The sequence below is a fragment of the Corynebacterium cystitidis genome, assembly GCF_900187295.1.
GTDB classification, from domain to species: Bacteria; Actinomycetota; Actinomycetes; order Mycobacteriales; family Mycobacteriaceae; genus Corynebacterium; species Corynebacterium cystitidis.
In genome coordinates, this window is record NZ_LT906473.1 from 777,025 (window position 1) to 801,427 (window position 24,403).

Annotated in this window: 26 protein-coding genes; 15 read left to right on the forward strand and 11 right to left on the reverse strand. The window is 57.3% G+C overall.

Going from position 1 to position 24,403, the window contains the following annotated elements; all coding sequences use genetic code 11:
* Position 1: 1 nt before the first annotated feature.
* The 4 genes from CKV99_RS03685 to CKV99_RS15090 all read right to left on the reverse strand — a co-directional run bounded on the left by CKV99_RS03685 (position 2) and on the right by CKV99_RS15090 (position 1,296).
* Complete coding sequence (locus CKV99_RS03685; protein WP_092254584.1) at positions 2-415, reverse strand: hypothetical protein; 414 nt, start codon at positions 413-415, stop codon at positions 2-4.
* A 30-nt stretch (positions 416-445) separates the two neighbouring features.
* On the reverse strand, positions 446-742 hold the full coding sequence (locus tag CKV99_RS03690) for a hypothetical protein (RefSeq protein WP_095114671.1): 297 nt from the start codon (positions 740-742) through the stop codon (positions 446-448).
* Positions 743-808: 66 nt separating this feature from the next.
* Entirely contained in the window at positions 809-1,123 is a 315-nt protein-coding gene (locus CKV99_RS14705) for a hypothetical protein (protein WP_408607558.1), read from the reverse strand.
* Entirely contained in the window at positions 1,006-1,296 is a 291-nt protein-coding gene (locus tag CKV99_RS15090; RefSeq protein ID WP_408607551.1) for a choice-of-anchor I domain-containing protein, read from the reverse strand. The genes CKV99_RS14705 and CKV99_RS15090 overlap by 118 nt, the downstream gene beginning before the upstream one ends.
* A gap of 135 nt (positions 1,297-1,431) precedes the next feature.
* Here CKV99_RS15090 and ilvA point away from each other — a divergent pair, with 135 nt between their 5' ends.
* A complete protein-coding gene (gene ilvA / locus CKV99_RS03700) occupies positions 1,432-2,703 on the forward strand; it encodes a threonine ammonia-lyase IlvA (protein ID WP_092254590.1) in 1,272 nt (423 codons plus the stop codon).
* A gap of 3 nt (positions 2,704-2,706) precedes the next feature.
* Here the strand turns inward: ilvA and treZ are convergent, their stop codons facing one another.
* Complete coding sequence (gene treZ, locus CKV99_RS03705; protein WP_092254593.1) at positions 2,707-4,446, reverse strand: malto-oligosyltrehalose trehalohydrolase; 1,740 nt, start codon at positions 4,444-4,446, stop codon at positions 2,707-2,709.
* A gap of 31 nt (positions 4,447-4,477) precedes the next feature.
* On the opposite strand from treZ, the gene CKV99_RS03710 reads away from it, so the two are divergent.
* The 3 genes from CKV99_RS03710 to CKV99_RS03720 are packed head-to-tail and all read left to right on the forward strand — an operon-like array spanning position 4,478 to position 5,766.
* Positions 4,478-5,128, forward strand: coding sequence for an IMPACT family protein (locus CKV99_RS03710; protein ID WP_092254595.1), 651 nt, complete (start codon positions 4,478-4,480; stop codon positions 5,126-5,128).
* 5 nt (positions 5,129-5,133) lie between these two features.
* Positions 5,134-5,367: a hypothetical protein gene (locus CKV99_RS03715; RefSeq protein ID WP_092254598.1), complete on the forward strand. Its 234-nt coding sequence runs from the start codon at positions 5,134-5,136 to the stop codon at positions 5,365-5,367.
* Between the two features lie 15 nt (positions 5,368-5,382).
* Positions 5,383-5,766, forward strand: a complete 384-nt coding sequence (locus CKV99_RS03720; RefSeq protein ID WP_092255627.1) for an RNA-binding S4 domain-containing protein — start codon at positions 5,383-5,385, stop codon at positions 5,764-5,766.
* Between the two features lie 17 nt (positions 5,767-5,783).
* On the opposite strand, the gene CKV99_RS03725 is transcribed toward CKV99_RS03720, so the two are convergent.
* The 5 genes from CKV99_RS03725 to glgX form a co-directional block, all read right to left on the reverse strand.
* A complete protein-coding gene (locus CKV99_RS03725; RefSeq protein ID WP_092254601.1) occupies positions 5,784-6,797 on the reverse strand; it encodes a GTP pyrophosphokinase in 1,014 nt (337 codons plus the stop codon).
* Positions 6,797-9,325 carry a malto-oligosyltrehalose synthase gene (gene treY / locus CKV99_RS03730; protein ID WP_092254604.1) on the reverse strand — a complete coding sequence of 843 codons (2,529 nt, stop codon included), beginning with the start codon at positions 9,323-9,325 and terminating at the stop codon, positions 6,797-6,799. The genes CKV99_RS03725 and treY overlap by 1 nt, the downstream gene beginning before the upstream one ends.
* 70 nt (positions 9,326-9,395) lie before the next feature.
* Entirely contained in the window at positions 9,396-9,950 is a 555-nt protein-coding gene (locus tag CKV99_RS03735; RefSeq protein WP_092254607.1) for a hypothetical protein, read from the reverse strand.
* Between the two features lie 87 nt (positions 9,951-10,037).
* The gene (locus CKV99_RS03740) at positions 10,038-11,417 is read right to left on the reverse strand and encodes an exonuclease domain-containing protein (protein WP_092254610.1); all 1,380 of its coding nucleotides are present in this window, start codon (positions 11,415-11,417) and stop codon (positions 10,038-10,040) included.
* 85 nt (positions 11,418-11,502) lie between these two features.
* On the reverse strand, positions 11,503-13,779 hold the full coding sequence (gene glgX, locus CKV99_RS03745) for a glycogen debranching protein GlgX (protein WP_092254613.1): 2,277 nt from the start codon (positions 13,777-13,779) through the stop codon (positions 11,503-11,505).
* 460 nt (positions 13,780-14,239) lie between these two features.
* Here glgX and CKV99_RS03750 point away from each other — a divergent pair, with 460 nt between their 5' ends.
* Both CKV99_RS03750 and CKV99_RS03755 read left to right on the forward strand, forming a co-directional pair.
* A complete protein-coding gene (locus tag CKV99_RS03750; RefSeq protein ID WP_231910160.1) occupies positions 14,240-14,929 on the forward strand; it encodes a hypothetical protein in 690 nt (229 codons plus the stop codon).
* Positions 14,930-14,976: 47 nt separating this feature from the next.
* Entirely contained in the window at positions 14,977-15,543 is a 567-nt protein-coding gene (locus CKV99_RS03755; protein WP_092254619.1) for a hypothetical protein, read from the forward strand.
* 29 nt (positions 15,544-15,572) lie between these two features.
* Here the strand turns inward: CKV99_RS03755 and CKV99_RS03760 are convergent, their stop codons facing one another.
* Entirely contained in the window at positions 15,573-16,604 is a 1,032-nt protein-coding gene (locus CKV99_RS03760; RefSeq protein WP_092254622.1) for a YbjN domain-containing protein, read from the reverse strand.
* A gap of 115 nt (positions 16,605-16,719) precedes the next feature.
* On the opposite strand from CKV99_RS03760, the gene hisD reads away from it, so the two are divergent.
* The 9 genes from hisD to CKV99_RS03805 all read left to right on the forward strand — a co-directional run bounded on the left by hisD (position 16,720) and on the right by CKV99_RS03805 (position 24,395).
* On the forward strand, positions 16,720-18,030 hold the full coding sequence (gene hisD, locus CKV99_RS03765; RefSeq protein ID WP_092255630.1) for a histidinol dehydrogenase: 1,311 nt from the start codon (positions 16,720-16,722) through the stop codon (positions 18,028-18,030).
* Positions 18,030-19,154, forward strand: a complete 1,125-nt coding sequence (locus tag CKV99_RS03770; protein ID WP_092254624.1) for a histidinol-phosphate transaminase — start codon at positions 18,030-18,032, stop codon at positions 19,152-19,154. The genes hisD and CKV99_RS03770 overlap by 1 nt, the downstream gene beginning before the upstream one ends.
* Positions 19,151-19,759 carry an imidazoleglycerol-phosphate dehydratase HisB gene (gene hisB / locus CKV99_RS03775; RefSeq protein ID WP_092254627.1) on the forward strand — a complete coding sequence of 203 codons (609 nt, stop codon included), beginning with the start codon at positions 19,151-19,153 and terminating at the stop codon, positions 19,757-19,759. The genes CKV99_RS03770 and hisB overlap by 4 nt, the downstream gene beginning before the upstream one ends.
* Complete coding sequence (locus CKV99_RS03780) at positions 19,760-19,969, forward strand: hypothetical protein (protein WP_092254630.1); 210 nt, start codon at positions 19,760-19,762, stop codon at positions 19,967-19,969. It begins immediately after the preceding gene.
* Positions 19,970-19,999: 30 nt separating this feature from the next.
* A complete protein-coding gene (locus tag CKV99_RS03785) occupies positions 20,000-20,854 on the forward strand; it encodes a DUF4349 domain-containing protein (RefSeq protein WP_092254633.1) in 855 nt (284 codons plus the stop codon).
* A 61-nt stretch (positions 20,855-20,915) separates the two neighbouring features.
* Positions 20,916-22,193 (forward strand): MFS transporter, encoded by a 1,278-nt coding sequence (locus CKV99_RS03790; RefSeq protein WP_092254636.1) that lies wholly within the window; start codon positions 20,916-20,918, stop codon positions 22,191-22,193.
* Positions 22,194-22,204: 11 nt separating this feature from the next.
* Entirely contained in the window at positions 22,205-22,840 is a 636-nt protein-coding gene (gene hisH, locus CKV99_RS03795) for an imidazole glycerol phosphate synthase subunit HisH (RefSeq protein ID WP_092254639.1), read from the forward strand.
* Between the two features lie 10 nt (positions 22,841-22,850).
* On the forward strand, positions 22,851-23,585 hold the full coding sequence (priA, locus tag CKV99_RS03800) for a bifunctional 1-(5-phosphoribosyl)-5-((5-phosphoribosylamino)methylideneamino)imidazole-4-carboxamide isomerase/phosphoribosylanthranilate isomerase PriA (RefSeq protein ID WP_092254642.1): 735 nt from the start codon (positions 22,851-22,853) through the stop codon (positions 23,583-23,585).
* An 18-nt stretch (positions 23,586-23,603) separates the two neighbouring features.
* Positions 23,604-24,395: an inositol monophosphatase family protein gene (locus tag CKV99_RS03805; RefSeq protein WP_092254645.1), complete on the forward strand. Its 792-nt coding sequence runs from the start codon at positions 23,604-23,606 to the stop codon at positions 24,393-24,395.
* Positions 24,396-24,403: the final 8 nt, after the last annotated feature.

Sequence of the window (24,403 nt, forward strand, 5' to 3'; positions counted from 1 at the left end):
CTTAGCTCAACGCTTTGATAATCGGCACGATGATGACAAGTGCCTGGGTGATCGCGGTGAGAATACCCATGATCACATTGATCCACTTAAACGTTTCTTCCGCTTCAGGCGATAGCTTGTTCCATTCCAGCAGTGTGCTGGATAGGTTTTCTGATGAAGTCTTGTCGGGGTCCTTGCTGGAGGAAGATCCAGAGGAGCCGTCTTTGGTGGTGTCCTCATCAGAAGGCTGCTCAGGCTTGTCCTGCTCAGGTGCCGTGCCCTTTTCCTGGTCGGTGGTTTGAGCTTGTTCGCCAGCGGAGGTGACGGTGCTATCCGCTTTGCCTGGATCTGCAGGGGTTTCAGCGTGTACTGGTGACACTCCTGCGAGAACAACGGCGGCAGCGGTGGCCAGCGCAACGGTAATGCGTCGGTTCACTGTGGGAACTCCTCGTGAAATATTGTGAGTTTAGAAATTTAGGTTGATCTGGACGCCGAGCATGTTCGCAGCTTTCTCGATGCCACGGGGGTCCGATGCCAAAACCAATGCGATTGCAACGACGGCGCCCAGAACACCGGAGACACCAGCCACAACGTAGCCTTCTGCGTTTTCAGACGAGCTGGAAGAGCCATTGTCCGTTTGCGTAGAGTTGGTCTGGCCCTCTGGGTTCGTACCATTGTTGGGTGTATCTGCCATTGCTGGTGCTACGGCGATGGATGTTGCTGCAACTGCTGTTGCGATTGCGACCGAAAGACGGCGCTTCATGTTTTTATTCTCCTCTGAACTTTTTCCCATTTCCTTCAAAAGAATCTAGCAGCATTGTCAACGTTTTTACAGCGGACGCTGTGAAAGAAAAGGACGGAGCTGGTCCAACCGCTCTGCGGTCACAGCAGGGTTCATCGCACCAACGCCGCCGGAGCTAATAGTATCACCGGAGGCTGAGCCTGCAGGTGGGGTAGTTTCCACACGATCATCTACCTGGAAAATAGTGGCGGTCCCTGATACCTCGTTTCCAACTACTAGCAGGTTTACACCAGTGGGCGAATCAGTCGCGGGGATGAACGCCAAGCCCTCTGGACCCAAATCTCCGGCCTTCGGTAGGTTGTTGACATAGGCCACGTACTTCGCCTGTGCTGCGTCAGTGATGTCGTACACAATGACGCCACCGAAGCGCTCGAATCCGATGAATGCGTAGGTGCGTTTAAATCCTTCAAGCGTGCGTCGGCCTCGTTGGCGGTCACCACGTAGGTCTGGCCTGCAACTTCGTACGCGCCGATGGAGTCTGGTTGGCGGATGCCCTTGACCTGCCAGGTGCCCATCTTAATTGCACCGCTGTCGCCGTCTTCATCACAGTCAGATGGGTCAAATGGGATCTGCGTGCGCGGGAGGTAAAGTCCACATGAACCTGTGGTGGGTGGTCGGGCGCGTACTTTAGGGGTCTACACTAAACAACCATGAGCTTCGATCCGGTACATGCGTCAGACATTCAGGTGGCGCAGGCGAGTATCTCGTCAGTGATTGCCCCGACCCCGCTGCAGTACTGCCCCCGCTTGTCAGACAAACATGGTGTGGAGGTCTACCTCAAGCGCGAGGACTTGCAGGATGTGCGTTCCTACAAGATTCGTGGCGCCTACTATGCGATGTCCCAGTTACAAGCGCAGCAACGCAGCGCGGGGGTGGTGGCCGCGTCGGCAGGCAACCATGCCCAGGGTGTGGCGTACGCTTGCCGGACGATGAGGATTGAAGGTCGCATCTTTGTGCCGAGTACCACCCCGAAGCAGAAACGTGACCGCATTCACGTTCATGGTGGTGACAAGGTCGAGCTGGTGGTCACGGGCGCCAACTTTGATGAGGCAGCCGAAGCTGCTCGTCGTGACGCGAACGAGCGGGGCGCAACCATGATCGAGCCGTTCGATTCGCGCGATACGGTCATCGGCCAAGGCACTGTGGCTGCCGAGATCATCACACAGCTGACTGCTTTGGGCAAGTCTCTGGACTCGATTGTGGTGCCGGTGGGTGGCGCCGGTTTGCTGTCGGGTGTCACCAGTTACCTTGCCGATATGTCTCCCCGTACCGCCATCGTGGGTGTTGAGCCTGCTGGTGCCCCATCGTTGCAGGCCGCGATCGCTAACAAAGGCCCGGTCACGCTGAAGGACGTGGACAACTTCGTCGATGGTGCCTCCGTCAAGCGCACCGGCGATCTGAACTACCAGATCGTGGAGGCAAACCAGGGCCGCATCCACCTGCTCTCCGCTGATGAGGGCGCGGTATCCACCGAGATACTAGACCTGTACCAAAACGAGGGCATCATCGCGGAACCCGCCGGTGCTCTTTCCGTAGCCGGGCTGGAGGAAACCTCGCTCGCCCCGGGTTCCGTCGTGGCCTGCATCATCTCCGGAGGCAACAATGACGTGCTACGTTACGCCGAGATTATGGAGCGCTCCCTGGTCCACCGCGGCCTGAAGCACTACTTCTTGGTGAACTTCCCGCAGGAACCTGGTCAGCTGCGCCGTTTCCTCACCGATGTTCTTGGCCCAGACGACGACATCGCTTTGTTCGAGTATTTGAAGAAAAATAACCGCGAAACAGGGGCCGCCCTCGTCGGTATCGAGCTTGCTGCAGCGCGTGATCTGGGCCCACTGCTGAAGCGCATGGAGGAGTCCGGCATGGACTGCGAGCGCCTCATGCCGGGCACACCGGCCTACGAGTACATTGTGGGCAATTAACGCTTAACGACGAATTATTGCGAACTCCCACCCACCCAGGTGGGTCTCGTCGTCACGCACATCTGGCTGTGTGAAGCTGTAAATCAGCTGGCCACCAACAGGGACCACTGCGGGCTCCTCGCCCAGGTTGACAGCCAGCACAACATCGTCATACCCCATGGTCAGCCACGTGTTGCCGTGATCTACTTGCAGCTCGCGCAGATCAGAACGGCTCAAACCCAGCTCGCGGCGCAACTCAAGCAAGCGGGTGTAGGCCGCGTGGATCTTTTCCTGTTCGCTGGTGAAGTCCCAGTCCAATTTCGCTGATTCAAAGGTTTCCTCCGCCGCTGGGTCTGGAACATCGGAAGCATCCCAGCCAGAACGGGCGAATTCGCGGAAGCGGCCCTCACGGGTGAGACGGTTGAGCTCGTCGTCAGTGTGCGAACAGAAGAAGGGGAACGGAGTTTGCGCACCAAACTCCTCACCCATAAACAGCATCGGGGTAAACGGCGAGAAGTAGATCACTGCCGCCTTAAGAACCTGCTGTGCTGGCGTGAGGTTCTGCGATGGGCGGTCACCTTTTGCACGGTTACCCGTCTGGTCATGCGTGGTGGTGTAGGTGACCAGGCGAGCAGGGGATGTCGTGGATAAGTCAATCGCACGGCCGTGCGTGCGCCCGCGGAAACCGGACCACGAATTACGGAACCGGAACCCGTGGCGCAACGTGTCTGCTAAGAGCTCGATCGAACCGAAATCCTCGTAGTAGGCGTGCTGCTCACCAGAAACAACGGTGTGCAGCGCGTGGTGAATATCATCCACCCACTGGCCGGCCAAACCGTACCCACCACTGGCCTTCGGAGTAATCACACGCGGATCATTCAAATCACTCTCTGCAATGATGGGCCGAGGGATCCCGGTGCGGGCTTCTACCTGGTCGGCGATGTCCTGGATCTGCTCCAGGATCGAATACGCGCCACGATCATCCAGCGAGTGCACAGCGTCAAGGCGCAGGCCATCAATATGGAATTCGTCCAGCCACTGCAGCACCGTATCTAAGATATAGCGGCGCACCTCGTCTGAACCGGGGGTGGAGATATTAACAACTTCACCCCAGCCGGTGGAACCACCAGCGGTGTAGGGGCCGAAGAAACCGTTGTAGTTACCGTCTGGGCCGAAGTGGTTGTACACCACATCCAAAATCACGCCGATGCCCTTATTGTGGGCAGCGTTGACAAGCTCCTTCAGGCCACGTGCTCCACCGTAGGATTCTTGAACGGCGAACCACTCCACGCCGTCATAGCCCCAGTTGCGCTCGCCGCCAAAAGGCTGCACAGGCATCAGTTCGATTGTGGTTACGCCCAGGGCCTTCAGGTAATCGAGCTGATCGACGACACCGGCAAAAGTGCCTTCTGGGGTGAAGGTGCCTACGTGTAGTTCATAGATCACTTGGCCGGGCAGCACGCGACCGGTCCAATCCTGGTCGGTCCACTCAAACCCGGGGTCAAGCACCTCGGACAGCCCGTGAACCCCGTCCGGCTGCGACTTCGTGCGCGGATCAGGAAGAGTGATTGACCAGTGCTCACCGTCGTGAACTTCAAATCCGTACCTGTCGCCCGGGCGAGCCACAATATCGCACGTCCACCAGCTGGACCGGTTGGTGCAAGGATCGGTCACGCGGTGCATCTCCACCGTCGAACCATTGAGCTTCAAACGGACATCGTGGGCGAAGGGGGCCCACACGGAATACGGTTGAAAAGAAGTCATACTCACAGGTTAGACTAAAATACCTTGCATCATGGTTACTAGTTATGAGCTCCCCGCTGATGGTGAAATCTTCACCCACGAATTTGAGATCAAGCGCTCCCGCTTCATCACCTGGATCGCGCGTGCACAAAGCGAGGACGAAGCCCGCGACCTGATAGCTTTAGCGCGCGAAACTTATCCTGATGCGCGACACCACTGCTCGGCCTACGTGGTGCATATCGACGGTGCCAATCCGATCGAGCGTTCCAGTGACGATGGGGAGCCCTCCGGCACAGCCGGCAAACCGATGTTGGATGCGCTAAAAGGATCGGGCATGCTCGATGCTGCCGCCGTGGTCATCCGCTACTTCGGTGGCATCAAGTTAGGCGCCGGAGGCCTCGTCGGAGCCTACTCAGACTCCGTTGTCAACGCACTTCCACACGTACGACGCGTCCGACGCACGATGAAGGAACTCGTCACAGTGGACTTCCCGCATGCTGACGCCGGCCGCATCGAAGCAGAATTGCGCAACCACAGTGTGGACGTGATCGGCGTGGACTACGGGCAGGCTGCCACCTACACTTTGGCCCACGACCCCGGCGGGCGGGACCAGCTTGACGCTCTACTCGCAGCAGCCACTCAAGGGGCTGCTGAGGCGGAGGAAGCCGGTCACAGCTGGGTAGAACTTGACGTTGTAGAATAACAACCATGTCTATGCAGCGACGAAACCCGAACCCGATTCAGGCTCGTAAGGACGCCGTCCGTAAATTCTCCCGCAACGCAGTCCTATTCGCAGGCGGAGGCGTAGTTGGTGGGATCGCCCTTGGTCTTATTTTTAATTCCTGGAACCTGCTCATCTTAGGATTTGTCATCGCCGTCGTCGGCGGCGTGTTCAACTACAACAAGGTTCAGAAAATTGTGAACCATAAAGATCATTACTAAAGCGGGTGGGTGTCCGTGACCACTCCTGATGGATCACCAGTGCGCATCGACGTGTGGACTTGGGCTGTCCGCATCTTTAAAACACGCAGCGACGCTGCACAGGCTGTGCGCGCGGGGCATGTCAAGCTCAACGGTGGCGCCGTTAAACCAGCGGCACAAGTAGTACCGGGGGACCGGGTACAGGTGTGGAAAGACCACCGAAATTTTGATTTTGAGGTCACCGCAACGGTGCGCAAAAGAGTCGGGGCACCCATTGCGCGCACGTGTTATATTGACCACTCCCCGCCACCACCGCCAAAAGAGATCATCGCTTCGATGCCGCGCCGAGATCGGGGAGCAGGGCGTCCAACAAAACGGGAGCGACGTCAACTAGACAAATTACGTGGCTACCGCAGCTAAGATGTGGCCACCAGCCCTCAAGGGTTCGTCGTTAAGCGCAATTGCTCTAACCTGCGCTTCAATCGTTGTGGACGCTGCTTTGCCTGACGGCCTAGGTTGCCTGTGCGGCGGATGTGTTCGGTGCCGTAACGGTTGAGCAACAAGTCATCGATGATGCGTACCTGGCCTGGTTGAAAGCGGTAGTTCATCGCTGTTCGAACCACCTCAATATCTGCCTCGTTAACCAAATCCGCCAAGTCGCGAATTGTGGTGAGCCCATTAGCAAACAGCAAATCCTGCAACCATCGGTAGGCTTCGGTGCGGGAACGAGGAAAGCGAGTGCCTAGCATCATGGTCAAAATTCCCGGCAAAGTATCTGTAGTGAGATCAAGTTCTTCATCTGGCAGGCGCACATTACTTGGGGCCTGAAGCGCCGCAATCTGGTCAAACTGCTGATCTGCCAATTCAATGAGGCCAGCTGCCAGAGTGAACGCACGATCTACCTGAGGGGCGGTCGAGTTCGCGCCCCGTTTGTAGCGAACGTCATGTTCAAACTCCGCCCACGCGTGTTGCAAAACAGTGCGGACCTGCACCTCGAATTCCATTCCACGGTACTGTTCTAAACCTTCCGAGGCAGCGGTGACTTCCAGAATCAGGTGATGGGAACCATAGCCAAATCCGCCGGAAATCTTCGTTTCTTGTGCTTTGTCGACGCTGCGCAACACTGCGAAGGAGTGGGCGATGATGTCCAGTACCACCGGAATTTCAGTCGAGTGCAACACTGTGATGCGCGCCCCGATCAGGTCGTGGATATCGCGCCACGGGTCTGGGTACATCAAGCTCCCGTCCGGGTGGCGTTTCGATGCCTTTCTCTGCAGCGAGTTCCATGTTTTCACCCGAGATGTGATGTTGTCAAAGTTCACTCCGGCGTCGCTCAAGATATCGTCGAGAGCGCGCGCGAAGTCAGCAGCTGTTGTGGGGTGCGCCGCAATCCATTCATGATAGGTAGCGCCCAGTGCGGCGATCGTGGGCGCTTGTTGGCTCTTACTCATTAGTTACCGGAAATAAGCTCGTCCAGCCGCGACGACACCAACAGGGCGGTTGGCAGTAGCTCAAGAACCTCGGAGACGGGAACGGTACCGGAGTAAGTGCGGCCAGTAAGGCGATCTCGCCACTGACCTTCGGGCAGGGTTACCGTAGTACCGCGCCAGCCACCGCTTTGCTCCAGCAGCAGTGGGCGGCGTACAGCCAAAGCTATCACTGAGAGGCCGGCGGCACCGGAGGTATTTCCATCGCCTCGTGCCGTGCCCACCAAATGAGACTCAGCCGGGCCCACACCAAACACAGCCTGGTGCTCTCCACGTAGGAACACGTCGGGGAACTGGCGGCGCAGAACCATGCTCTGGTGAACCACAGCCTGCTTGGCTCGATCAGACCAGCGCGCAAGATGTGGGTAGGGCGTCGGGTTTTCGCCGACATCACGCTGTTCAGCGCGCGCTTGCTTGGCAAGTGCGGCCAGATCGTCACGGTCTGGGTTCTCCAACACAGCTAAGGATTGGCTGCGCGCGGTGTAGTCGACGAAACGACGGTTGTCAGGATCAACCAGAGAATAGTCGAAAAACTCCTGCCCCTGGTAAGTATCCGGAATGCCGGGACCTACCATTTGCAGCATTTTGCGTCCGAGCGAGATCTGCACTGCACCGCGATGGATATCGCGCATGAAATCAGTAATAGTTGTAGCAGCCGGGCCATCTAGGAGTGCTTCAACCCACGTCAAAATTGCCTTTTCGTAGGCCTGATCCTGGTCTACCCACGTGGTGTGGAGGCTAGCCTCGCGCACGGCCTTCAACGAATAGTCTCTCAGACGGGCGCGCAAAGCATCAGTGATCTCGCCGCTTTCAGGCCACACACCCAGCACATTCTGGATCAAGAAGTGCGCGGTGGCGGGGTCGGGCGCAGGAACTACGGCGTTAACCTGGGTAACTAGTTCCGCAAACTCGCTGTGATACTCGGTCAGCTCGATGATGCGGGCGCGCACGTCTTCGCTGCGTTTGGTGTCATGGGTAGACAGTGTCGTCATTGCCAGTGGCCACAGAGTGCGGCGCTCCTGCTGTAACAGGTGGAACTCGGCAGCGGATACCCCGAAGCGCCCGGGTGCGCCACCGACCTCTTGGAGCGCCACCAAGCGAGAAGCACGGTAAAACGTGGTGTCTTCGACACCTTTGGCCATCACAGCGCCACACACCTGGGCAAAACGTACCTTTGCTTCACCATTTGCCAATAGCGCAGCTGAAATCAGGTCAAGGGCGTCACGGCGTGAGGGGAAGCGACGGGACATATCGGCAACCACCGAGGAAGTGATGCGTGATAAGGACACGTAGTCGGCGCGGTAGACAGGCATCGCCGCAACCAACTCTTCGATCGTGGAAATAAGGTCCTCCTCGGCCACCAATGCGCCTGCGGTGGAAAAATTATCGCGTCGAATCGCGCGTGCCAAACGACGCACCTCGGCCGCCAACTCGGTGCGCGCAACCTCGCGCTTCAGGTGGTGCTCAGTCGCCTTGATGGCGTTCTCGTCCCAGGTCGAGCCTGTTTGCTGCAGTGCAAGCATACTCATGTGATTTTCTGCTTCACGCGAAATGAACACTCCGTCGAATTCACGCAGCGCATCGTAGCCTGTGGTGCCATCGACAGCAAGACGTGGATCGAGTGGCTCATCGACGCTGAGAATCTTTTCAATAACCAGCCATCGATCGTCGCCCACCACATCACGCAGGCGGTTGAGATAACCGAAAGGATCAGACAAACCGTCTGGGTGGTCCACGCGAACACCATCAATCAATTCCTCTGCGATGATGGTGCGCAGTACGCGGTGTGAATGCTCAAAGACAAGGGGATCTTCTTGGCGGATACCGGCCAGACCATTTACCGAGAAAAAGCGTCGATAGGAGATTACTCCGTCGCGCCAGTACATCAGGCGGTAGGCCTGCTTCTCATACACCTCGAGTGGATCGTCGTCAGGCCCTTCGCAGGTTCCAGGCGCGATGGGGAAGTAGTTGTCGTAGTAGGCCAGCACGAGCTCACTGAGGTCGGAGTGGAACTGGATTTCAAGTTTGTCCTCATCGCCCTCGGCTCCCAGAACCGGCATTCCCAGTTTGCCGCCGGCGCCGTTGTCCTCGTGCCAGTCGATGTCGAAGTAGGGCTCGAAATCGGAATCTTGGCCGTTTTTGAGTACGTCCCACCACCATGCATTGAGTGTGGGTTCATCAACACCTAGGTGGTTGGGCACAATATCAACAATCAGGCCAATCCCCTCGGCGTGTGCTGCCTTCGCTAAGTTACGTAGCCCCTCGATACCGCCGAGTTCTGGGCTGACCTCAGTCGGGTCGGTGACATCGTAGTTATGGTTTGAGTCCGGCACCGCTGTGAGGATTGGGGAGAGGTAGAGGTGGGAGACTCCCAACTTTTTCAGGTAGGGAAGTTGTGCTTCGGCCTCGGCGAATCCGAAGGCACGTCCTCCCGGGTCGGCCTTCGGGCCGCGCAGCTGCAAACGGTAGGTAGACGTGATCGGTCGACGCACGAGAAAACTCCTTCTCATCCAGATTCTTTAATCTCTACACTAATGTTTTTTCATTCGCCGCGGGTTTGCCTTACCGGATCACGGGAAACCCCAGTGAATATGTGATTACCTCTGCATGGCTTGTAGCACGCTTTAGTGCTTGGCGCGCACTGTCGGGCGCGCAGTCATATACCGCTACCTCCTGGTCCGGGCACAGGATGAAACTGAGTTCAGTTCGGGGCGCTAGCAGCGAGTGCAAGTGCCGGTGGAGCACAGTGAAAGTTGACGGGTGCGCCATCCACTTCCGCGCATGCGCGATGTCCCAGCCCGGTGTGCCGTCAAGGAGGTGAGGCGCGGGGCGGATAAGAAACTCTACCCCTTCACTGCAGCTATTCTGCGCTAGTAGATCCCGTGCGGCGCGGTCCCAAGCCTCGTGCACGCTCACACCCATCCGGCCCAAATCTAGGTAGGTAAGCGGGGTGCCCGATTCGTCGTGCAGCACGCTTCGAAGGTCCCGCGACAGCGGGATTGAGGCAAGATCGTCGCGTATCGACGACACACCCCACGGCCGGTCAGACACCTGGGAAGAGGGGACAATCCCCATCTCAAGCATTGGGGCTTGAGTAGGGGCATGCCTGGTGGACATGAGCGGAAAACCTTTCGCGGTGGTCGAAACAGTTAACCTTTAGACTGATCCGGGCCCGCTTCGGTTCCCTACATTATGAAATTTTTTTTAAAACGGGGGTTGTTCGTCTAACCCCAAGGCTTCTAATAGTTTGTCCGCGGACCAGATCTGCAACTCTTGGCCTTGATCGATGAGCTCCCGGGCGCGTTTCTCCTTCGATGTCATCGTGGCCCATTGACCCGTGACTAAAATTGTGGTCTTTTTGGTCACGTTTTTTCCTACCTGGGCGCCGCATTGTGCAATTCCGGCCCACAGCGTGCCTTTGTCAAAAGGTTCAAATTCGCCGGTGAGGGTGACGTTCTCGCCGAAGAGGATGTGGCTGGGGTCTGCTTCTTCATTCGGTTCCGGAATGGTGTCTGGGGTGGCCACTGATTGCCATGGGGCGGGGCCACGGCGGGTGGTCTGCTGCGGCTGCGTGGACTGGTCGGTGCCTGCTCCGGAGACATGTGGGGCGGGTGACTCATCGTTTTTTACGCGTTTCGCCTGCAGGGCGCGGGACGCGCCCGAGCGGTCGCGCAGCGTTGGAATTACCCGCTTTGGTTCTAACACTCCCAAGGTAAACCCGGCCGAGTGCACGAACTCCATGAGGGAACCCGTGTGGTGGGCGCGTCGTGCGAGCTCCACCATGATTCCTGCGCAGGCGACCGCGTCGGCCTCAGCATCATGATGCGAAGACAGGTCGACTCCGAGGTGTGCGGCAATCGTGGGCAGTTTGTGGTCCCGCACGCTTAACGACGACGCGCGTGACTGAGCCAGGGTACACGCGAACATGGCGTGGGGCGCTTCTACATCGCTGGCCTGGCATGCTTCACGCAGCGCAGTGGTATCGAACTGCGCGTTGTGGGCAACAAGAGGTAGATCAGCCACAAATGCGCGAAACTCGGCCAGACGTTCTTGGAAAGTTGGCTGGCCGGCTACTGTCTCAGCGGTGATGCCGTGGATCTCAACGTTGAAGGGATCAAACTCTTCTAGCCCAGGGGCAGGGGTGCACAACCACGAGGCGGTTTCGGTGATGGCACCGTCGATGACTTTGGCAGCCCCAATTTGGCAGATCGAGCCCCATCGGCCGTTTGCCGTTTCCACATCGAAGGCAACAAAATCAAGCCCTGGCACACCTGCATCGAGTACGGCGTCCCTGGGTGCTTCGCCGCGTCGGGCGGCGTCGATAAGCGCGATGAGTTGATCGATAGCGGCGTGGGAGCCCGGGGCGAAGCTGATCGTAATCGGTGCGCTGGCTGTGGTCGCAGTAGTCAGCGTCACAGTCGCGTTATCCCACGCGTCGCCAGGGGTGACAGTGACATCGTCAAGCTCATCGACGGCAATAGTGACATCTCCTGATGAGCCGCTTAATGATGCTGCTAGCTCTGTCGGTGTCAAGCGGATGGTGGTGTTAGTGACAGTGACTGTGGCGCCGTGAGCTGCGATCACGTGAGCTGTCTCCTTTAGACGCGAAACGGGTGGGATGAGTGTTTGTGCTCATCCTACCCGCGTGGCCGACACGGACTTTCGCCGACTACTGGTTGCTCTCGACCTGTGCCGCAGATTGTGGGTTGGTTTCCTCCGACATGTCGTCCAACTCGTCCTCCGACATGTCGTCCAACTCGTCCTCCGACATGTCGTCCAACTCGTCGTCGAACTCAGGTTCGCCCACCTGCTTCAAGACCAAGGTGGAGCGTGCCTCGACGGTGACGGTGTCGCCAGTTGCCACAATAGACTGCTCTAACGGGTAGCCCGTTAATTCGGTTGTGTCGATCAGCAGCTGCCACTCGGTGCCGAAGTTCTTCGATGGAATGGTGAACTCGATGGGTTCGTAGTGGGCATTAAACATCATGATGAACGAGTCATCCTTGATTCGGCGACCGCGGGAATCCGGCTCGGAGATCTTGTCGCCGTTGAGGTAGACCATCAGTGCCTTACCGAATGCGAAGTCCCAGTCGCCCTGAGTCATCAGTGTTGCTTCGGGAGTGAGCCACGCAATGTCTCGGTCCTGGTCGTCGATACCCAGAGGGCCACCTTCGAAGAAGCGGTAACGGCGAAAGACTGGGTGGTGGCGACGAATCGTGAGCAGACGACGCGTGAAGTCGTGCAGCTCTTTGTTCTCCTCCAACAACTGCCAGTCCATCCAGGCAATCTCGTTGTCCTGGCAGTACACGTTGTTGTTCCCGCCTTGAGTGCGGGCGATCTCATCGCCATGGGAGATCATCGGTGTACCTTGCGACAACAGCAGCGTTGTGAGGAAGTTGCGGCGCTGGCGATCGCGTAGATCATTGATGACCGGATCATCGGTGGGGCCTTCTTCGCCGTGGTTCCAGGAACGATTGTGAGATTCGCCGTCCCGGTTGTCCTCGCCGTTAGCCATGTTGTGCTTCTCGTTGTAGCTGACCAGGTCATTGAGCGTGAAGCCATCGTGGGCGGTGATGAAGTTGATCGACGCGGTAGGGCGGCGGCCATTGTGCTGATACAAATCAGATGAGCCAGTCAGGCGGGAAGCGAATTCACCCAGCGTCGAGGGCTCACCGCGCCAGAAATCACGCATGGTGTCACGGTACTTGCCGTTCCACTCGTACCACAGGGGTGGGAAGTTACCCACTTGGTAACCGTCGTGACCGATATCCCACGGCTCAGCGATCAGCTTGGTTTGGGAGACCACTGGGTCCTGTTGGCACAGGTCGAAGAAAGTTGCCAGGCGGTCTACGTCCGAGAACTCGCGCGCCAACGTGGAAGCGAGGTCGAAGCGGAAGCCGTCGACATGCATCTCAGTAACCCAGTAGCGCAGCGAATCCATGATCAACTGGAGAGAGTGTGGGTCGCGCACATTGAGCGAATTACCGGTACCGGTGTAGTCCATGTAGTGGAACTTGTCGCCCTCGACAAGCCGGTAGTACGCCTCGTTGTCGATTCCGCGGAATGCGATGGTAGGGCCCAAGTGATTGCCTTCTGCAGTGTGGTTGTACACCACATCCAAGATCACTTCCATGCCTGCTTCATGGTAGGCGCGGACCATTCCCTTGAATTCCGTCACTGCATCGGCAGGATTGTCGCCGGAGGCATAGTCCGCCTGCGGTGCGAAGAAACCAAAGGTGTTGTACCCCCAGTAGTTGCGCAGTCCTAGTTCTCGCAAGCGATCATCCTGGAGGAACTGGTGGACAGGCATCAGCTCGACCGAGGTCACGCCGAGGTCTTTGAGGTATTCGATCACGGCTGGGTGCGCCATGCCGGCGTAGGTGCCACGCATACTTTCGGGAACATCGGGGTGTGTTGCTGTCATTCCCTTAACGTGGGTCTCATAAATAACCGTCTCATTCGGTGGAATCTTCGGGGCCCGGTCATCGCCCCAATCGAAAAATGGGTTAACCACTACAGAAAGCATTGTGTGGCCAAGGGAGTCTTCCTCATTTCGGCCAGTGCCTTGCGGTTCCGCATTGATGTCGTAGGAGAAGAGAGATGGGTGCACGTCGAATTCCCCGTCGAACGCGCGGGCGTACGGGTCAACGAGCAGCTTGTTCGGGTCGCACCGCTTTCCGTCGTGAGGGTTCCAAGGGCCGTGCACACGGTAGCCGTAGCGCTGGCCTGGGGTGACCCCTGGGAGGTAGGCGTGCCATACATGGTTGTCCACCTCTGTGAGTTCGACGCGGGTCTCGGTCATGTCTTCGTCGATCAGACACAATTCAACCTTCTCAGCCACATTGGAGAAAAGGGCGAAGTTTGTACCTGCGCCGTCGTATGTGGAACCGAGAGGATATTCGTCGCCTGGCCACACTTGCAGAGATTCTGCGGTCATGTCAGTCATGTGCACTTATCGTAGTGGAGAATGATATAAAAACTGTGTTGGGCGCTCCGGGCCCGACGTAGATAAACCTGATTGGGACTATCAAATGCTGGATTGTAGGAGGTTATCGGGGTAACTGGATCCGATCAAGCAGGGCAGAGGGGGTAGTGATAGGAGGTGATGATAAAAGATCTTGAAATTCAGTAATTTCTTTTATCGTTTCTTGTGTTGTCGGCAATTACTAGGGAGGCTCACAGTCACCTATGCGGAATACTTGCAGAAACATCCAGAGGTCGCTTGCTAGAATCCGTAATGGTTGTCCTCGAACTTGATCTTGAATGTAAATAGGTTGAGGCGGGACAAATTACCTTTAACATCCCCCTACTGGAGAACCGTAAGCCTGCCGTGCGGTTGCCGGTGATTCATAACCAGGAGAAACACCTTGAAGATTTCCTTCACTTCCAAAAAAACCCTAGCCGCCTTGGCTGTGGTCCTTCCACTGACTCTTACTGCTTGTGGCTCAAACAAGTCCGACGAAGCAGCAGCGGATGCAACGTCTAGTTCCACAGCGACCTCCTCTGCGTCTGAGGTGGCGGGCAAAGACAAGGGCAAAGACAAGGGCAAAGACAAGGACAAAGATGGGGAGAAGCCTGAGGGAGAGCAGGCTGCAGATGGGCAGGATCCGAATAATCCGGACGCAGACCCAAATAATCCTGGCGCTGCGCGGGCTGGGACTCCGCGGGCTGCCGGTGGGGCAGCACCGAGTGTGGGAAACCCGCTAGAAGGTAGTCAACTGCCAACGGTGCAGCTCGAACCTCTGGAGACGGGCCATGCAGGATCCGCCGAGGATACGGCGCAGATCAGGGCGAATCTGGATGAGATTTACAACCAGACCACTGTCCAAGGCTGGACTAATGCTCTGGCTAATAACACGTGTTCTCGTGTCATTGAGGAAAATGGTGGAGCACAGGTCTTTGATCTTGGTGGACAGGATATGTCTTTGGCAGAGGTCGGTCTTGACATGAGCCAGATGGGCGTCGAAGATGTTCGTGACGTAAAGGTCGACGGTGACCGTGCTTCCGCGACCGTTGTTGTCCGGACTCAGAATGGCACCGATTCCGCGACCCAGATTTTCCAGAAGGAAGGCGGCCGTTGGAAGATGTGCAACTAGTTGCTAGTCATGCCATAACTTTCAAGGCCGACTAGGCTGTTGAACTTATGGCAATAGATCAAACCCCGCAGCTCAAGCCGTCTAGCAAGCAGCACTCACCCCGCCGTCAGCGACTTGGATCAGCCGCGGGGCTTCTTTTTGTCGGTCTGCTCAAAGGTTTTGTACTGGGTGTGGTGTGGGCTTTCCTGCGCCCAGGGTACACGGGAAATATTATCAACGGAGTCTTCACCGCAGACCCTGTCGGCCAACCGAGCAACATAGAATTCACTTCTTTTATTTGGTGTGTGTTGCTTTCAGCCGTAATCGGTGTGGGGGTGGCTATCGTCGCGTACGTTTCCGCGGGGCGTGTTGAGGGGTTAGCAACCTTGCTTTGGGTAGGGCTGGTGGCCACTGCTGGCGCCCTCGCCCTTGTGGTGGTGGGCAATTGGGTAACTTATGTGCTCCACCCAATTCCTGAAGCAGGAACCGAAGAGATGGTTACCTTAGTGCCGCCAATTGTTCCGAGGATAGGGTGGGTGGCCGCACCGTTGATGGCAACCCTGACGTACTGGATCTTTGCAGTGATTTCCTTCCCGGAAGAATTTAGGCCTGAAATTTCCGGGACGATCGCTTAGCTCGCACTGAATAGTTGCCACAGTTGGGGCTATCGCGGCCAGTCCACAATAGACTTGCCGCGGGTTTGAGTACTCAACCTGTCCATCGCGCCCAAGATGCCCACCAACGCGGAAATTACAAAATGGCTGCGCTGGTCCAACGCCATTCCATCGCTGATATTGACCGAGGCCTCTACGTGGAGCAGCATCGTCTCATCTTCCATCCGGGTGTACGCGGTTGTGCCTACGGCTACTTCGTTGTATTCATTGCACGCCAGCCACAGGTCAAGAAAATCCTCTTGGGGGTCGAAGTCGGTGATCCACCCGCCTGTAATCCGGAAGTAGGCTCCACCGTCCACGCACATGGCGAAGCCCACCCCATTGACTGCGGTGGAGACAATTCCGTCATCGCCGAGCCCGAAGCTAAACTCCAGCTGCTCAAGTGGTTCTGTGACGTGTTCAGCCACAAATCTGTCGATGGGCTCGTATTCGGCGATCAAAGGTTCATCTGGGACAGTGTAGACCTCTAGACTTTCTCCATCCGAGAGGTGGCGCACGTTGGGGTGCGGGCCGTGTAACGCTTGGTGGTCTTGCTCTGACATCACGGTGGCAGGCAGGGCGAGATGGTCGTCGTCAAGCTCCATCTCGGCCCGAAACTCTCGGGCGAAGGTGCCCAGCGCGTTCAGGGAAGATCCGAGAAAGGTGTCGAGTTGGCCGTCGGATAGTCCATGCTTGATCCAGGTGGCTGTGCGCAGGCGGATCTCAATGTTTCCGGCGGAGGTGAGCCGGTATGACGCGGTTGGCGTGATGCGCTCCTGGTTCCACATGTCTAGTGCCTCTGCAAGCTGGCTGGCGTAATCCAGATCGAGGGGCACACGCCCTCGCGCATCGATGACAAGTGCCAGGGGAGCGCAGTGGTCGATCCACACGGTGGCTACGTAGTGATGGGCGGGGATTACAATGCGGTCAAACTCGGCCTCATTGTCAAAGCCTAAGCCGGTCAGAGCCTCAGCGACACGGGCCAGGTCGACCGCGCTGGCGTGTGCCTGACCAATCTCGTCTGGTTTCCTGTGACGTGCCATGGCCTTCAGTGTAGGCGTGCTTCATATGGGGTTGCCGTTGGTGCAGGTGACAGCCATGAATACAATGGTGAAGTTAAGCAGTATTTTTGCCCTAAGTTTTGATCCAGGAGACCCCATGCTGAAAGTCACAGATCTGCGCGGACACACCCCAACTACATCTGAGTTGCGGCGCGTTCTGCCTCGCGGCGGTACCGATATCAACGCGGTGCTGCCCACTGTCACCCCCATCGTGGAGGATATAAAGGAGCATGGCGCCGCCAAGGCATTGGAGTACGGCCAGAATTTTGACGGCATCACACCCGAATCGGTGCGCGTTCCAAGCGCGCTAATCGATGACGGCCTGACCACTATCTCCGACGAGGTCCGTGAAGCTCTCCAGGAGGCCATCACCCGCATCCGCAAGGTGCACGCGGACCAGAAGCCATCGAGCCACACCACCGAGTTAAGCAACGGTGCGACCGTGACTGAAAAATTCATCCCAATTACTCGGGTCGGTCTTTATGTGCCCGGCGGTGAGGCTGTGTATCCGTCTAGTGTGCTGATGAACGTGATCCCCGCCCAGGAAGCTGGCGCCCAGTCGATGGTGGTGTGTACCCCGCCGCAGGAGGCACATGGCGGTTGGCCTCACCCTACTATTTTGGCGGCGTGCAAGCTGCTTGGTGTGGACGAAGTGTGGGCCGTCGGTGGAGCCCAGGCTGTAGCGCTGATGGCGTACGGCGATGACAATCATCAGCTGGAGCCGGTGGATATGATCACAGGCCCCGGCAATATCTTCGTCACTGCCGCGAAGCGCCTTGTCAACGGTGTGGTCGGCATCGACGCAGAGGCTGGTCCCTCTGAGATTGCGGTGCTTGCCGACGACTCCGCTGACCCTGTCTATCTTGCTTATGACCTGATCAGCCAAGCGGAGCACGACCTGCTTGCAGCAAGTGTGCTGATTACCGATTCCGAAGAGCTAGCAGATACCGTCAACCACGAAATCGAAGCACGCTACACTGTGACCCTCAATGCTGAGCGAGTACGTGAGGCATTGACGGGCGCGCAGTCCGGCATCGTGCTTGTCGACGATCTCGAGGCGGCCATCGCGGTTGCTGATGCCTATGCCGCGGAGCACTTAGAGGTCCATACTCGCAACGCGCGCGAGGTGGCTGAGCGGATCCAACACGCCGGTGCCATCTTCGTCGGCCCGTATTCCCCAGTACCGTTGGGTGACTATGCGGCAGGTTCGAATCACGTTTTGCCGACCTCTGGCACCGCGCGTTTTTCTGCGGGATTGTCTACCCACACTTTCCTGCGCCCCGTGAACCTGATTGAGTATGATCGCGTCGCACTCAAGGAGATTGGACGACACATCATCGCGCTTGCCGACGACGAACAGCTACCCGCACACGGTGAAGCCATCCGCGCCCGTTTTGAGGAGATCTAATGCAGTTTGACCCCAATACTTTGGCATCCGATACCAAACTCGGCGAGCTTCCTCTGCGCGAGGAATTGCGTGGCAAATCAGCCTATGGGGCCCCACAGCTTGAGGTCCGAGTCCAGCTCAACACCAACGAGAACCCGTACTCGCCGTCGCAGGCGCTGATTGATGATCTCGTTGCTGAAGTATCTAAGTTGGCCTCCACACTGAACCGGTACCCAGAGCGCGACGCCGTTGAGCTGCGGACCGCGCTGGCTGACTATGTGAGTACACAGACAGGTGTGGCTGTGACCAAAGACAACCTGTGGGCAGCCAACGGCTCTAACGAAATTTTGCAGCAGCTTCTCCAGGCCTTCGGCGGACCTGGACGCAGCGCAATGGGTTTTGTTCCTAGCTACTCGATGCACCCCATTTTGTCTGCCGGAACTCAAACGGAGTTCATTGCTGTAGATCGCGGCGAAGATTTCCGCATTGATATGTCAACCGCGTTGCGGGAGATTGACCAGCGGGGGCCGGATATCATCTTCGTGACCACCCCGAACAATCCCACCGGTGATGTCACCAGCCTGGAAGACATCGTCCAAATTGTGGAGGCTGCGCCGGGCATTGTGGTCATCGACGAAGCGTATGCGGAGTTCTCGCCGTCGCCGTCGGCAGTGAGCCTGATCGAGAAGTTCCCAACGAAGCTTGTTGTCTCGCGCACCATGAGCAAGGCTTTTGATTTTGCTGGTGGCCGCCTCGGCTACTTTGTGGCGGCACCGGCGTTTATTGAAGCTGTGATGCTGGTGCGCCTGCCCTATCATCTCTCGGTGCTATCTCAGGCAGCAGCCACCGTGGCCTTGCGTCACTCGGCCGACACGCTGGCAACCGTCGATAAGCTTTCAAGCGAGCGCGAACGCGTCCAGGCGGCGCTTACCGAGCTGGGCTACAAGGTAGTGCCCAGCGAATCGAACTTCCTCTTCTTCGGCGATTTCGACGATGCCACAGCTGCCTGGCAGGCGTTTCTGGATGAGGAGGTACTAATCCGCGATGTCGGTGTTCCAGGGCATCTGCGGGTGACCATCGGCTTGGACGTTGAAAATGACATCTTCCTAAAAGCCGCAGAAATTGTGAAAAAGAAAGGTCTATAACCATGGCTGATCGCATCGGCACAGCAACCCGTACCACTAGCGAATCTGATATCACCGTCGAGATCAACCTCGACGGCTCCGGCCAGTGCGATATCGATACCGGTTTGCCCTTTTTCGACCATATGCTCACCGCATTTGGCACCCACGGTTCTTTCGACCTGAAGGTTCACGCTACGGGCGATACACATATCGATGCGCACCACACCGTCGAAGACACCGCCATTACGCTGGGGTGGGCGCTGCTGGAAGCGGTTGGCGACAAAAAGGGTATCCGTCGCTTCGGATCGATGCAGTTACCGATGGACGAAACGCTTGTCGACGCAGTACTGGACATCTCGGGCCGCCCCTATTTTGTGATGAACGGTGAGCCTGAGAACATGGAGTGGCAGATCATCGGAGGGCACTACGCCACGGTGATCAATCGCCATTTCTTTGAAACGTTGGCTTATAACTCGCGTATCACCCTGCATGTGAATGTGCATTATGGCCGAGACCCACATCACATCACCGAGGCTGAGTACAAGGCTGTAGCACGCGCATTACGGCAGGCCACCGAGCTTGATCCACGTGTGACTGGTGTGCCGTCGACGAAGGGCGCTTTATAAATGGCGGTGCTTGCACAAGCAGCAGGTAGCCCCGGGTTAGCCGGGTCTTTGTTCGTGTGGATCCTGTTTATCATCGCTGGCCTGTTGGTCGGCGGGGCCTGGAGCGCCTACCAAAACGGCTCCAAGAAAGCTACGCTGATCATGGTGGTTTTGGCAGCCGTGGCGCTGCTCGTCGCGCTGGCCAACCTCTTGAACGCGATGCCGATTTAAAGACAAATCTAAAGCGAAGGCGAATTCACTATGAAGCGTCACCTCACTATGGCACTGCTTGCAACCATGCTCGTATTCAGTGGCTGCAGCAGCGCAGACATCTCCCAAGACTCCGCTGAGTCCTTTGACGGACCATCAGCAACATCAGAGCTAGTAATTGACAGCGCTCAGGACGAAGCATCTTATGGTGCCTACAGCGTTGGCGAGGTTGCTGAGGCATCAGTGGTGACCGTTGGGCAGGCGCGCGTGCGTCACGACGATCCCTACTCTGTCTCACAGGATTTCATTGAAGATGTTGAGAAGCGTGGCGGACTCGTGTCCTCCATGGATGTTGAAGCAGAAGATGAGAATCCGCGCGCCGAAGTGACCGTGAAGATTCCGGCAGACCAGTACCAAGATTTTGTCGATGCGCTTAACAACTATGGCACGGTTGTTACTGTCACTACGTCGTCTGAAGATGTCACCAGCCAGCAGGTTGACCTGCAAGCGCGTGTAGACGCCCTCCAGGCGTCTGTGGATCGGCTGTCGGGGCTGATGGAGGAAGCAGGAAGTGTCGAGGAGTTGCTTGAAGCGGAACAGACGTTGACGGACCGTCAGGCCACACTTGACTCCGTCCGTGGGCGCCTCAACAACCTGGAGAACCGAATTGCGATGTCCACGCTCACCGTGGTCTTCAGCACGGCGGACAGTGACAAGTCGAACCCGTCGTCACGCGGCGGCAACCCATTCAGCAAAGCGTGGGATGCGCTGCTCAGCTCGGTCAATACTTTGTTGATCATCACGCTTGGTCTGCTGCCGTGGGTGCTGGTATTGGGGCTTATCGCCTGGTTGACGTGGCGGATAGTGCGACGATTCACAAACCGGGGAGGAAAGCCCAAGAATTAGCGGGTGAATCTGTTATCCTTTCTCGGTTGTTGAGTTCAACCAGCACCGCGAAAGGGGAGCAGTGGCACAGCAGCAGATGAGCCGGGGAGAGATCGAGAAGCTTGAGAGCATCTGGCAGGCTCCAGGTTTTCTACCCACCATGATTGCGGTGGGTGCAGCTTTTGGTGCGTGGGCGCTGTTGCTTCCCGTGCTGCCCGTGGCGGTATTGGACTCTGGTGGCAGTGCCACCCTGGCGGGGATGACTACCGGTATTTTCATGCTGGCCACCGTGATCACCCAAATTTTTACTCCGCTGATGCTGCGTGTTGTGGGCTACCGTCCGGTGATGGTGGTGTCTGCACTGCTGCTGGGTGTTCCTGCGCTGGGCCACATGATCAGTATGCAGCCATGGGCAGTTCTGTTGTTCTGTGCCATACGTGGCATCGGCTTCGGCGCGATCACGGTTGCGGAATCCGCGTTGGTTGCAGAGCTTGTACCTGCTAGATTTCTCGGCAAAGGCACTGGCCTGCTTGGTGTGTTCGTCGGCGTGGCACAGATGCTATTCCTTCCGGTGGGGCTGATGATTGCACCACAGTTTGGCTATCACGCGGTGTACGTGGTGGGCGCTGTTATCGCTCTTATCGCTGGTGTGATGGCGCTGCGGATTCCAGCGCTGCAAGCCGACCCAGTAGAGCCACGTTCTACCGATTCCGCCACACCCCACACCCCAATGTGGAAGTTAGTGGCAGTGCCCGCTCTAGCGCTGGCCACTTTGTCGATGAGCTACGGCGTGATCACGTCCTTCCTGCCGTCGGCCATGCGAGAAATGGATGCCACAATTGGGGTGACGTTGGGAGGAATTATCCTGTCGGTGGTTGGCGTGGCTTCAATGATCGTGCGGTACGTCGTGGGTATCAGGTCGGATCAACGCGGTGAACCAGGGGCAACAATGATTCCGGCACAGTTTGCTGGGTGTGTGGGAATGGTCATCATCGTTGTTGTCATGCTTACCGGCGCCTCAGTGTGGTGGCTGTTAGTTGCTGCCATCTTGTACGGTGGTGCCTTTGGCGCGGTGCAGAATGAATCATTGCTGAGCATGTTCCACCGCCTGCCTCGCTCCCAGCTCTCCAACGCGTCGGCGGTGTGGAACATTTTCTTCGACGGTGGTACGGGCCTCGGATCAACCGTCTTTGGGGTGGTCGTTGCTGCTTCTGGCTATCCAGGGGCGTTCGCCGCCGGTGCGTTAGTCATCATAATCGGCATTGGAATGACAGTCTTGGACCGTGCCTTGGGGCGCCACCGGGTAACCGAACACAACAACATGGCCACCCGGCTCAAAGCTGTGCATCGGCGGAAGTAGAATCACACCCCATGAAGAAGATCGCAGTATTAGATTATGGTGCCGGCAACCTACGCAGTGTGCAGCGAGCCCTCGAACACGTCGGCGCTGATGTTGCGATCACTCACGACCCGATCATTGCCATCGAGTCCGACGCCCTTGTCGTTCCTGGCGTGGGCGCATTCGAAGCCTGCATGAAAGGTCTCAACGCGGTCAACGGTGCCCGTATTATTGGCCAGCGCCTGGCGGGGTCGCGGCCCGTGTTCGGGATCTGCGTCGGTTTCCAGGTGTTGTTCGATAAGGGAGTAGAGCACGGGGTGGAAACCGCAGGGGTAGGAGAGTGGCCCGGCGTCGTCGATAAGCTCGACGCCTGCATCCTGCCGCACATGGGCTGGAACACAGTCAGCCAGGCTGGCGGTAGCGAGATGTTCGCGGGGCTTGACGACGATCAACGCTTCTATTTCGTCCACTCGTATGGGGTGCAGGACTGGGTACTTAAGGTCGACGAGTTCATTGCCGCCCCCGCAGTGAGCTGGGCCAACCATGAGCAGGCGAAGTTTGTGGCGGCGGTGGAAAATGGGCCGTTGTGGGCTGCTCAGTTCCACCCGGAGAAGTCTGGCGATGCCGGCTTGCACCTTTTGGAGAATTGGCTGCATACTGTGGGTTAAGGTAAGTATCATGACTTTTACCTTGCTTCCGGCCGTCGATGTTGTCGATGGGAAAGCTGTCCGCCTGGATCAGGGCGAGGCAGGAACCGAAAAAACCTATGGAGAGCCACTCGATGCTGCGTTGGAATGGCAGGCACAGGGGGCGCAGTGGCTCCACTTCGTTGATCTCGATGCCGCATTCGGACGGGGTTCAAATCATGAGTTGATGGCCGATATTACACACCGGCTCGACATCAACGTGGAGCTTACCGGCGGAATCCGTGACGACGAATCGCTGGAACGAGCCTTGGAGACAGGCGCAAAGCGCGTGAATATTGGCACCGCAGCTTTGCAGAACCCGGAGTGGATGGAAGATGTGCTGCGCCGCTACCCGGAGCAGGTAGCCATCGATATCGCCGTGCGTGAAGAAAACGGGCAGTGGCGTACCAAAGGCAACGGCTGGACCAGCGATGGTGGTGATCTCTGGGAGGTGCTGGAGCGCTTTGACTCCGCCGGCTGTACCCGTTTCGTGGTTACTGACGTGTCCAAGGACGGCACCCTGGCGGGCCCGAATATTGAGTTGCTGCGCGACGTGTCTGCCGCGACCGACGCGCTGATCACCGCATCGGGTGGAATTGCTACGCTCGACGATGTGGTGGAGGTTTCCAAATACCAAGATGAGGGGATCGATTCTGTGATTATCGGCAAAGCGCTCTATGAGAAGCGTTTCACGCTGCGCGATGCGCTAGCAGCAGTAGGCCAATAGTTCAGTAAGGTATTCAGCATGGTAGATACCCGCACCCTCCTCACTGTCGCTGATGATATTGTGAGGCAAGCCAGCGAGATGTTCGTCGATGGTGTGGGCGCTGCACCCTCCCTGTATAAAAAGGATGGGGATTTCGCCACTGAGATGGACATCTCCATCGAAAAGTTCATCCGCGATGAGCTGGCAAAAGAATCTGCTATCCCCGTGTACGGGGAGGAACAGGGCGGCAAATTCGACCCTGAAGCGTGCTGGATCATCGACCCGATTGATGGCACTACTAATTATGCTTCCGGCAACCCCAACTGCTCTATTTTGGTCTCGCTGGTGATTCAGAATGAACCACGTATCGCGGTGACTGCCATGCCCCTGTTTTCCAAGCATTTATCCACGCGTGATAATGAACCGGTTTACCTCAATGGAGAACAACTTCCGGAGCTTGACGACGATAACGGCCGCGGCGGTCTGATTGGTTTAGGTTCTGTGGGGTCTCCTGACTCTGCTAGATTCCCGATCGAGTTCCGGCTCAAACTGATGGGGTGGCTGACAGCTACTAACTTGCGTCCGCGCATTACCGGTTCTGTCGGGGTGGACCTAGCGCTGGTTGCTTCCGGTGCGTTTCAAGCGGCGATGAGTTTCTCGCCCAATATGTGGGACAACACCGCAGGTGTGCTGCTTGCCCGTAATGCCGGGGCGGTGGTCACCGATGGTGTAGGTCGCCCTTGGACCCCCACCTCGCCAGGTGCGATCGTCGGCACGCGCGCTGCTCATGCCACAGTGATGAGCACCATTGACACAATTTTAAAACTCTAGAAAGACAA

Excerpts from the sequence above, each read along its gene's own strand:
- CKV99_RS03690 (WP_095114671.1), bottom strand. The coding sequence starts at position 742 with ATGAAGCGCCGTCTTTCGGTCGCAATCGCAACAGCAGTTGCAGCAACA.
- CKV99_RS15090 (WP_408607551.1), bottom strand. The coding sequence starts at position 1,296 with ATGGGCACCTGGCAGGTCAAGGGCATCCGCCAACCAGACTCCATCGGC.
- ilvA (WP_092254590.1), top strand. The coding sequence starts at position 1,432 with ATGAGCTTCGATCCGGTACATGCGTCAGACATTCAGGTGGCGCAGGCG.
- treZ (WP_092254593.1), bottom strand. The coding sequence starts at position 4,446 with ATGACTTCTTTTCAACCGTATTCCGTGTGGGCCCCCTTCGCCCACGAT.
- CKV99_RS03710 (WP_092254595.1), top strand. The coding sequence starts at position 4,478 with ATGGTTACTAGTTATGAGCTCCCCGCTGATGGTGAAATCTTCACCCAC.
- CKV99_RS03715 (WP_092254598.1), top strand. The coding sequence starts at position 5,134 with ATGTCTATGCAGCGACGAAACCCGAACCCGATTCAGGCTCGTAAGGAC.
- CKV99_RS03725 (WP_092254601.1), bottom strand. The coding sequence starts at position 6,797 with ATGAGTAAGAGCCAACAAGCGCCCACGATCGCCGCACTGGGCGCTACC.
- CKV99_RS03735 (WP_092254607.1), bottom strand. The coding sequence starts at position 9,950 with ATGTCCACCAGGCATGCCCCTACTCAAGCCCCAATGCTTGAGATGGGG.
- glgX (WP_092254613.1), bottom strand. The coding sequence starts at position 13,779 with ATGACTGACATGACCGCAGAATCTCTGCAAGTGTGGCCAGGCGACGAA.
- CKV99_RS03755 (WP_092254619.1), top strand. The coding sequence starts at position 14,977 with ATGGCAATAGATCAAACCCCGCAGCTCAAGCCGTCTAGCAAGCAGCAC.
- CKV99_RS03760 (WP_092254622.1), bottom strand. The coding sequence starts at position 16,604 with ATGGCACGTCACAGGAAACCAGACGAGATTGGTCAGGCACACGCCAGC.
- hisD (WP_092255630.1), top strand. The coding sequence starts at position 16,720 with ATGCTGAAAGTCACAGATCTGCGCGGACACACCCCAACTACATCTGAG.
- CKV99_RS03770 (WP_092254624.1), top strand. The coding sequence starts at position 18,030 with ATGCAGTTTGACCCCAATACTTTGGCATCCGATACCAAACTCGGCGAG.
- CKV99_RS03780 (WP_092254630.1), top strand. The coding sequence starts at position 19,760 with ATGGCGGTGCTTGCACAAGCAGCAGGTAGCCCCGGGTTAGCCGGGTCT.
- CKV99_RS03785 (WP_092254633.1), top strand. The coding sequence starts at position 20,000 with ATGAAGCGTCACCTCACTATGGCACTGCTTGCAACCATGCTCGTATTC.
- hisH (WP_092254639.1), top strand. The coding sequence starts at position 22,205 with ATGAAGAAGATCGCAGTATTAGATTATGGTGCCGGCAACCTACGCAGT.
- priA (WP_092254642.1), top strand. The coding sequence starts at position 22,851 with ATGACTTTTACCTTGCTTCCGGCCGTCGATGTTGTCGATGGGAAAGCT.
- CKV99_RS03805 (WP_092254645.1), top strand. The coding sequence starts at position 23,604 with ATGGTAGATACCCGCACCCTCCTCACTGTCGCTGATGATATTGTGAGG.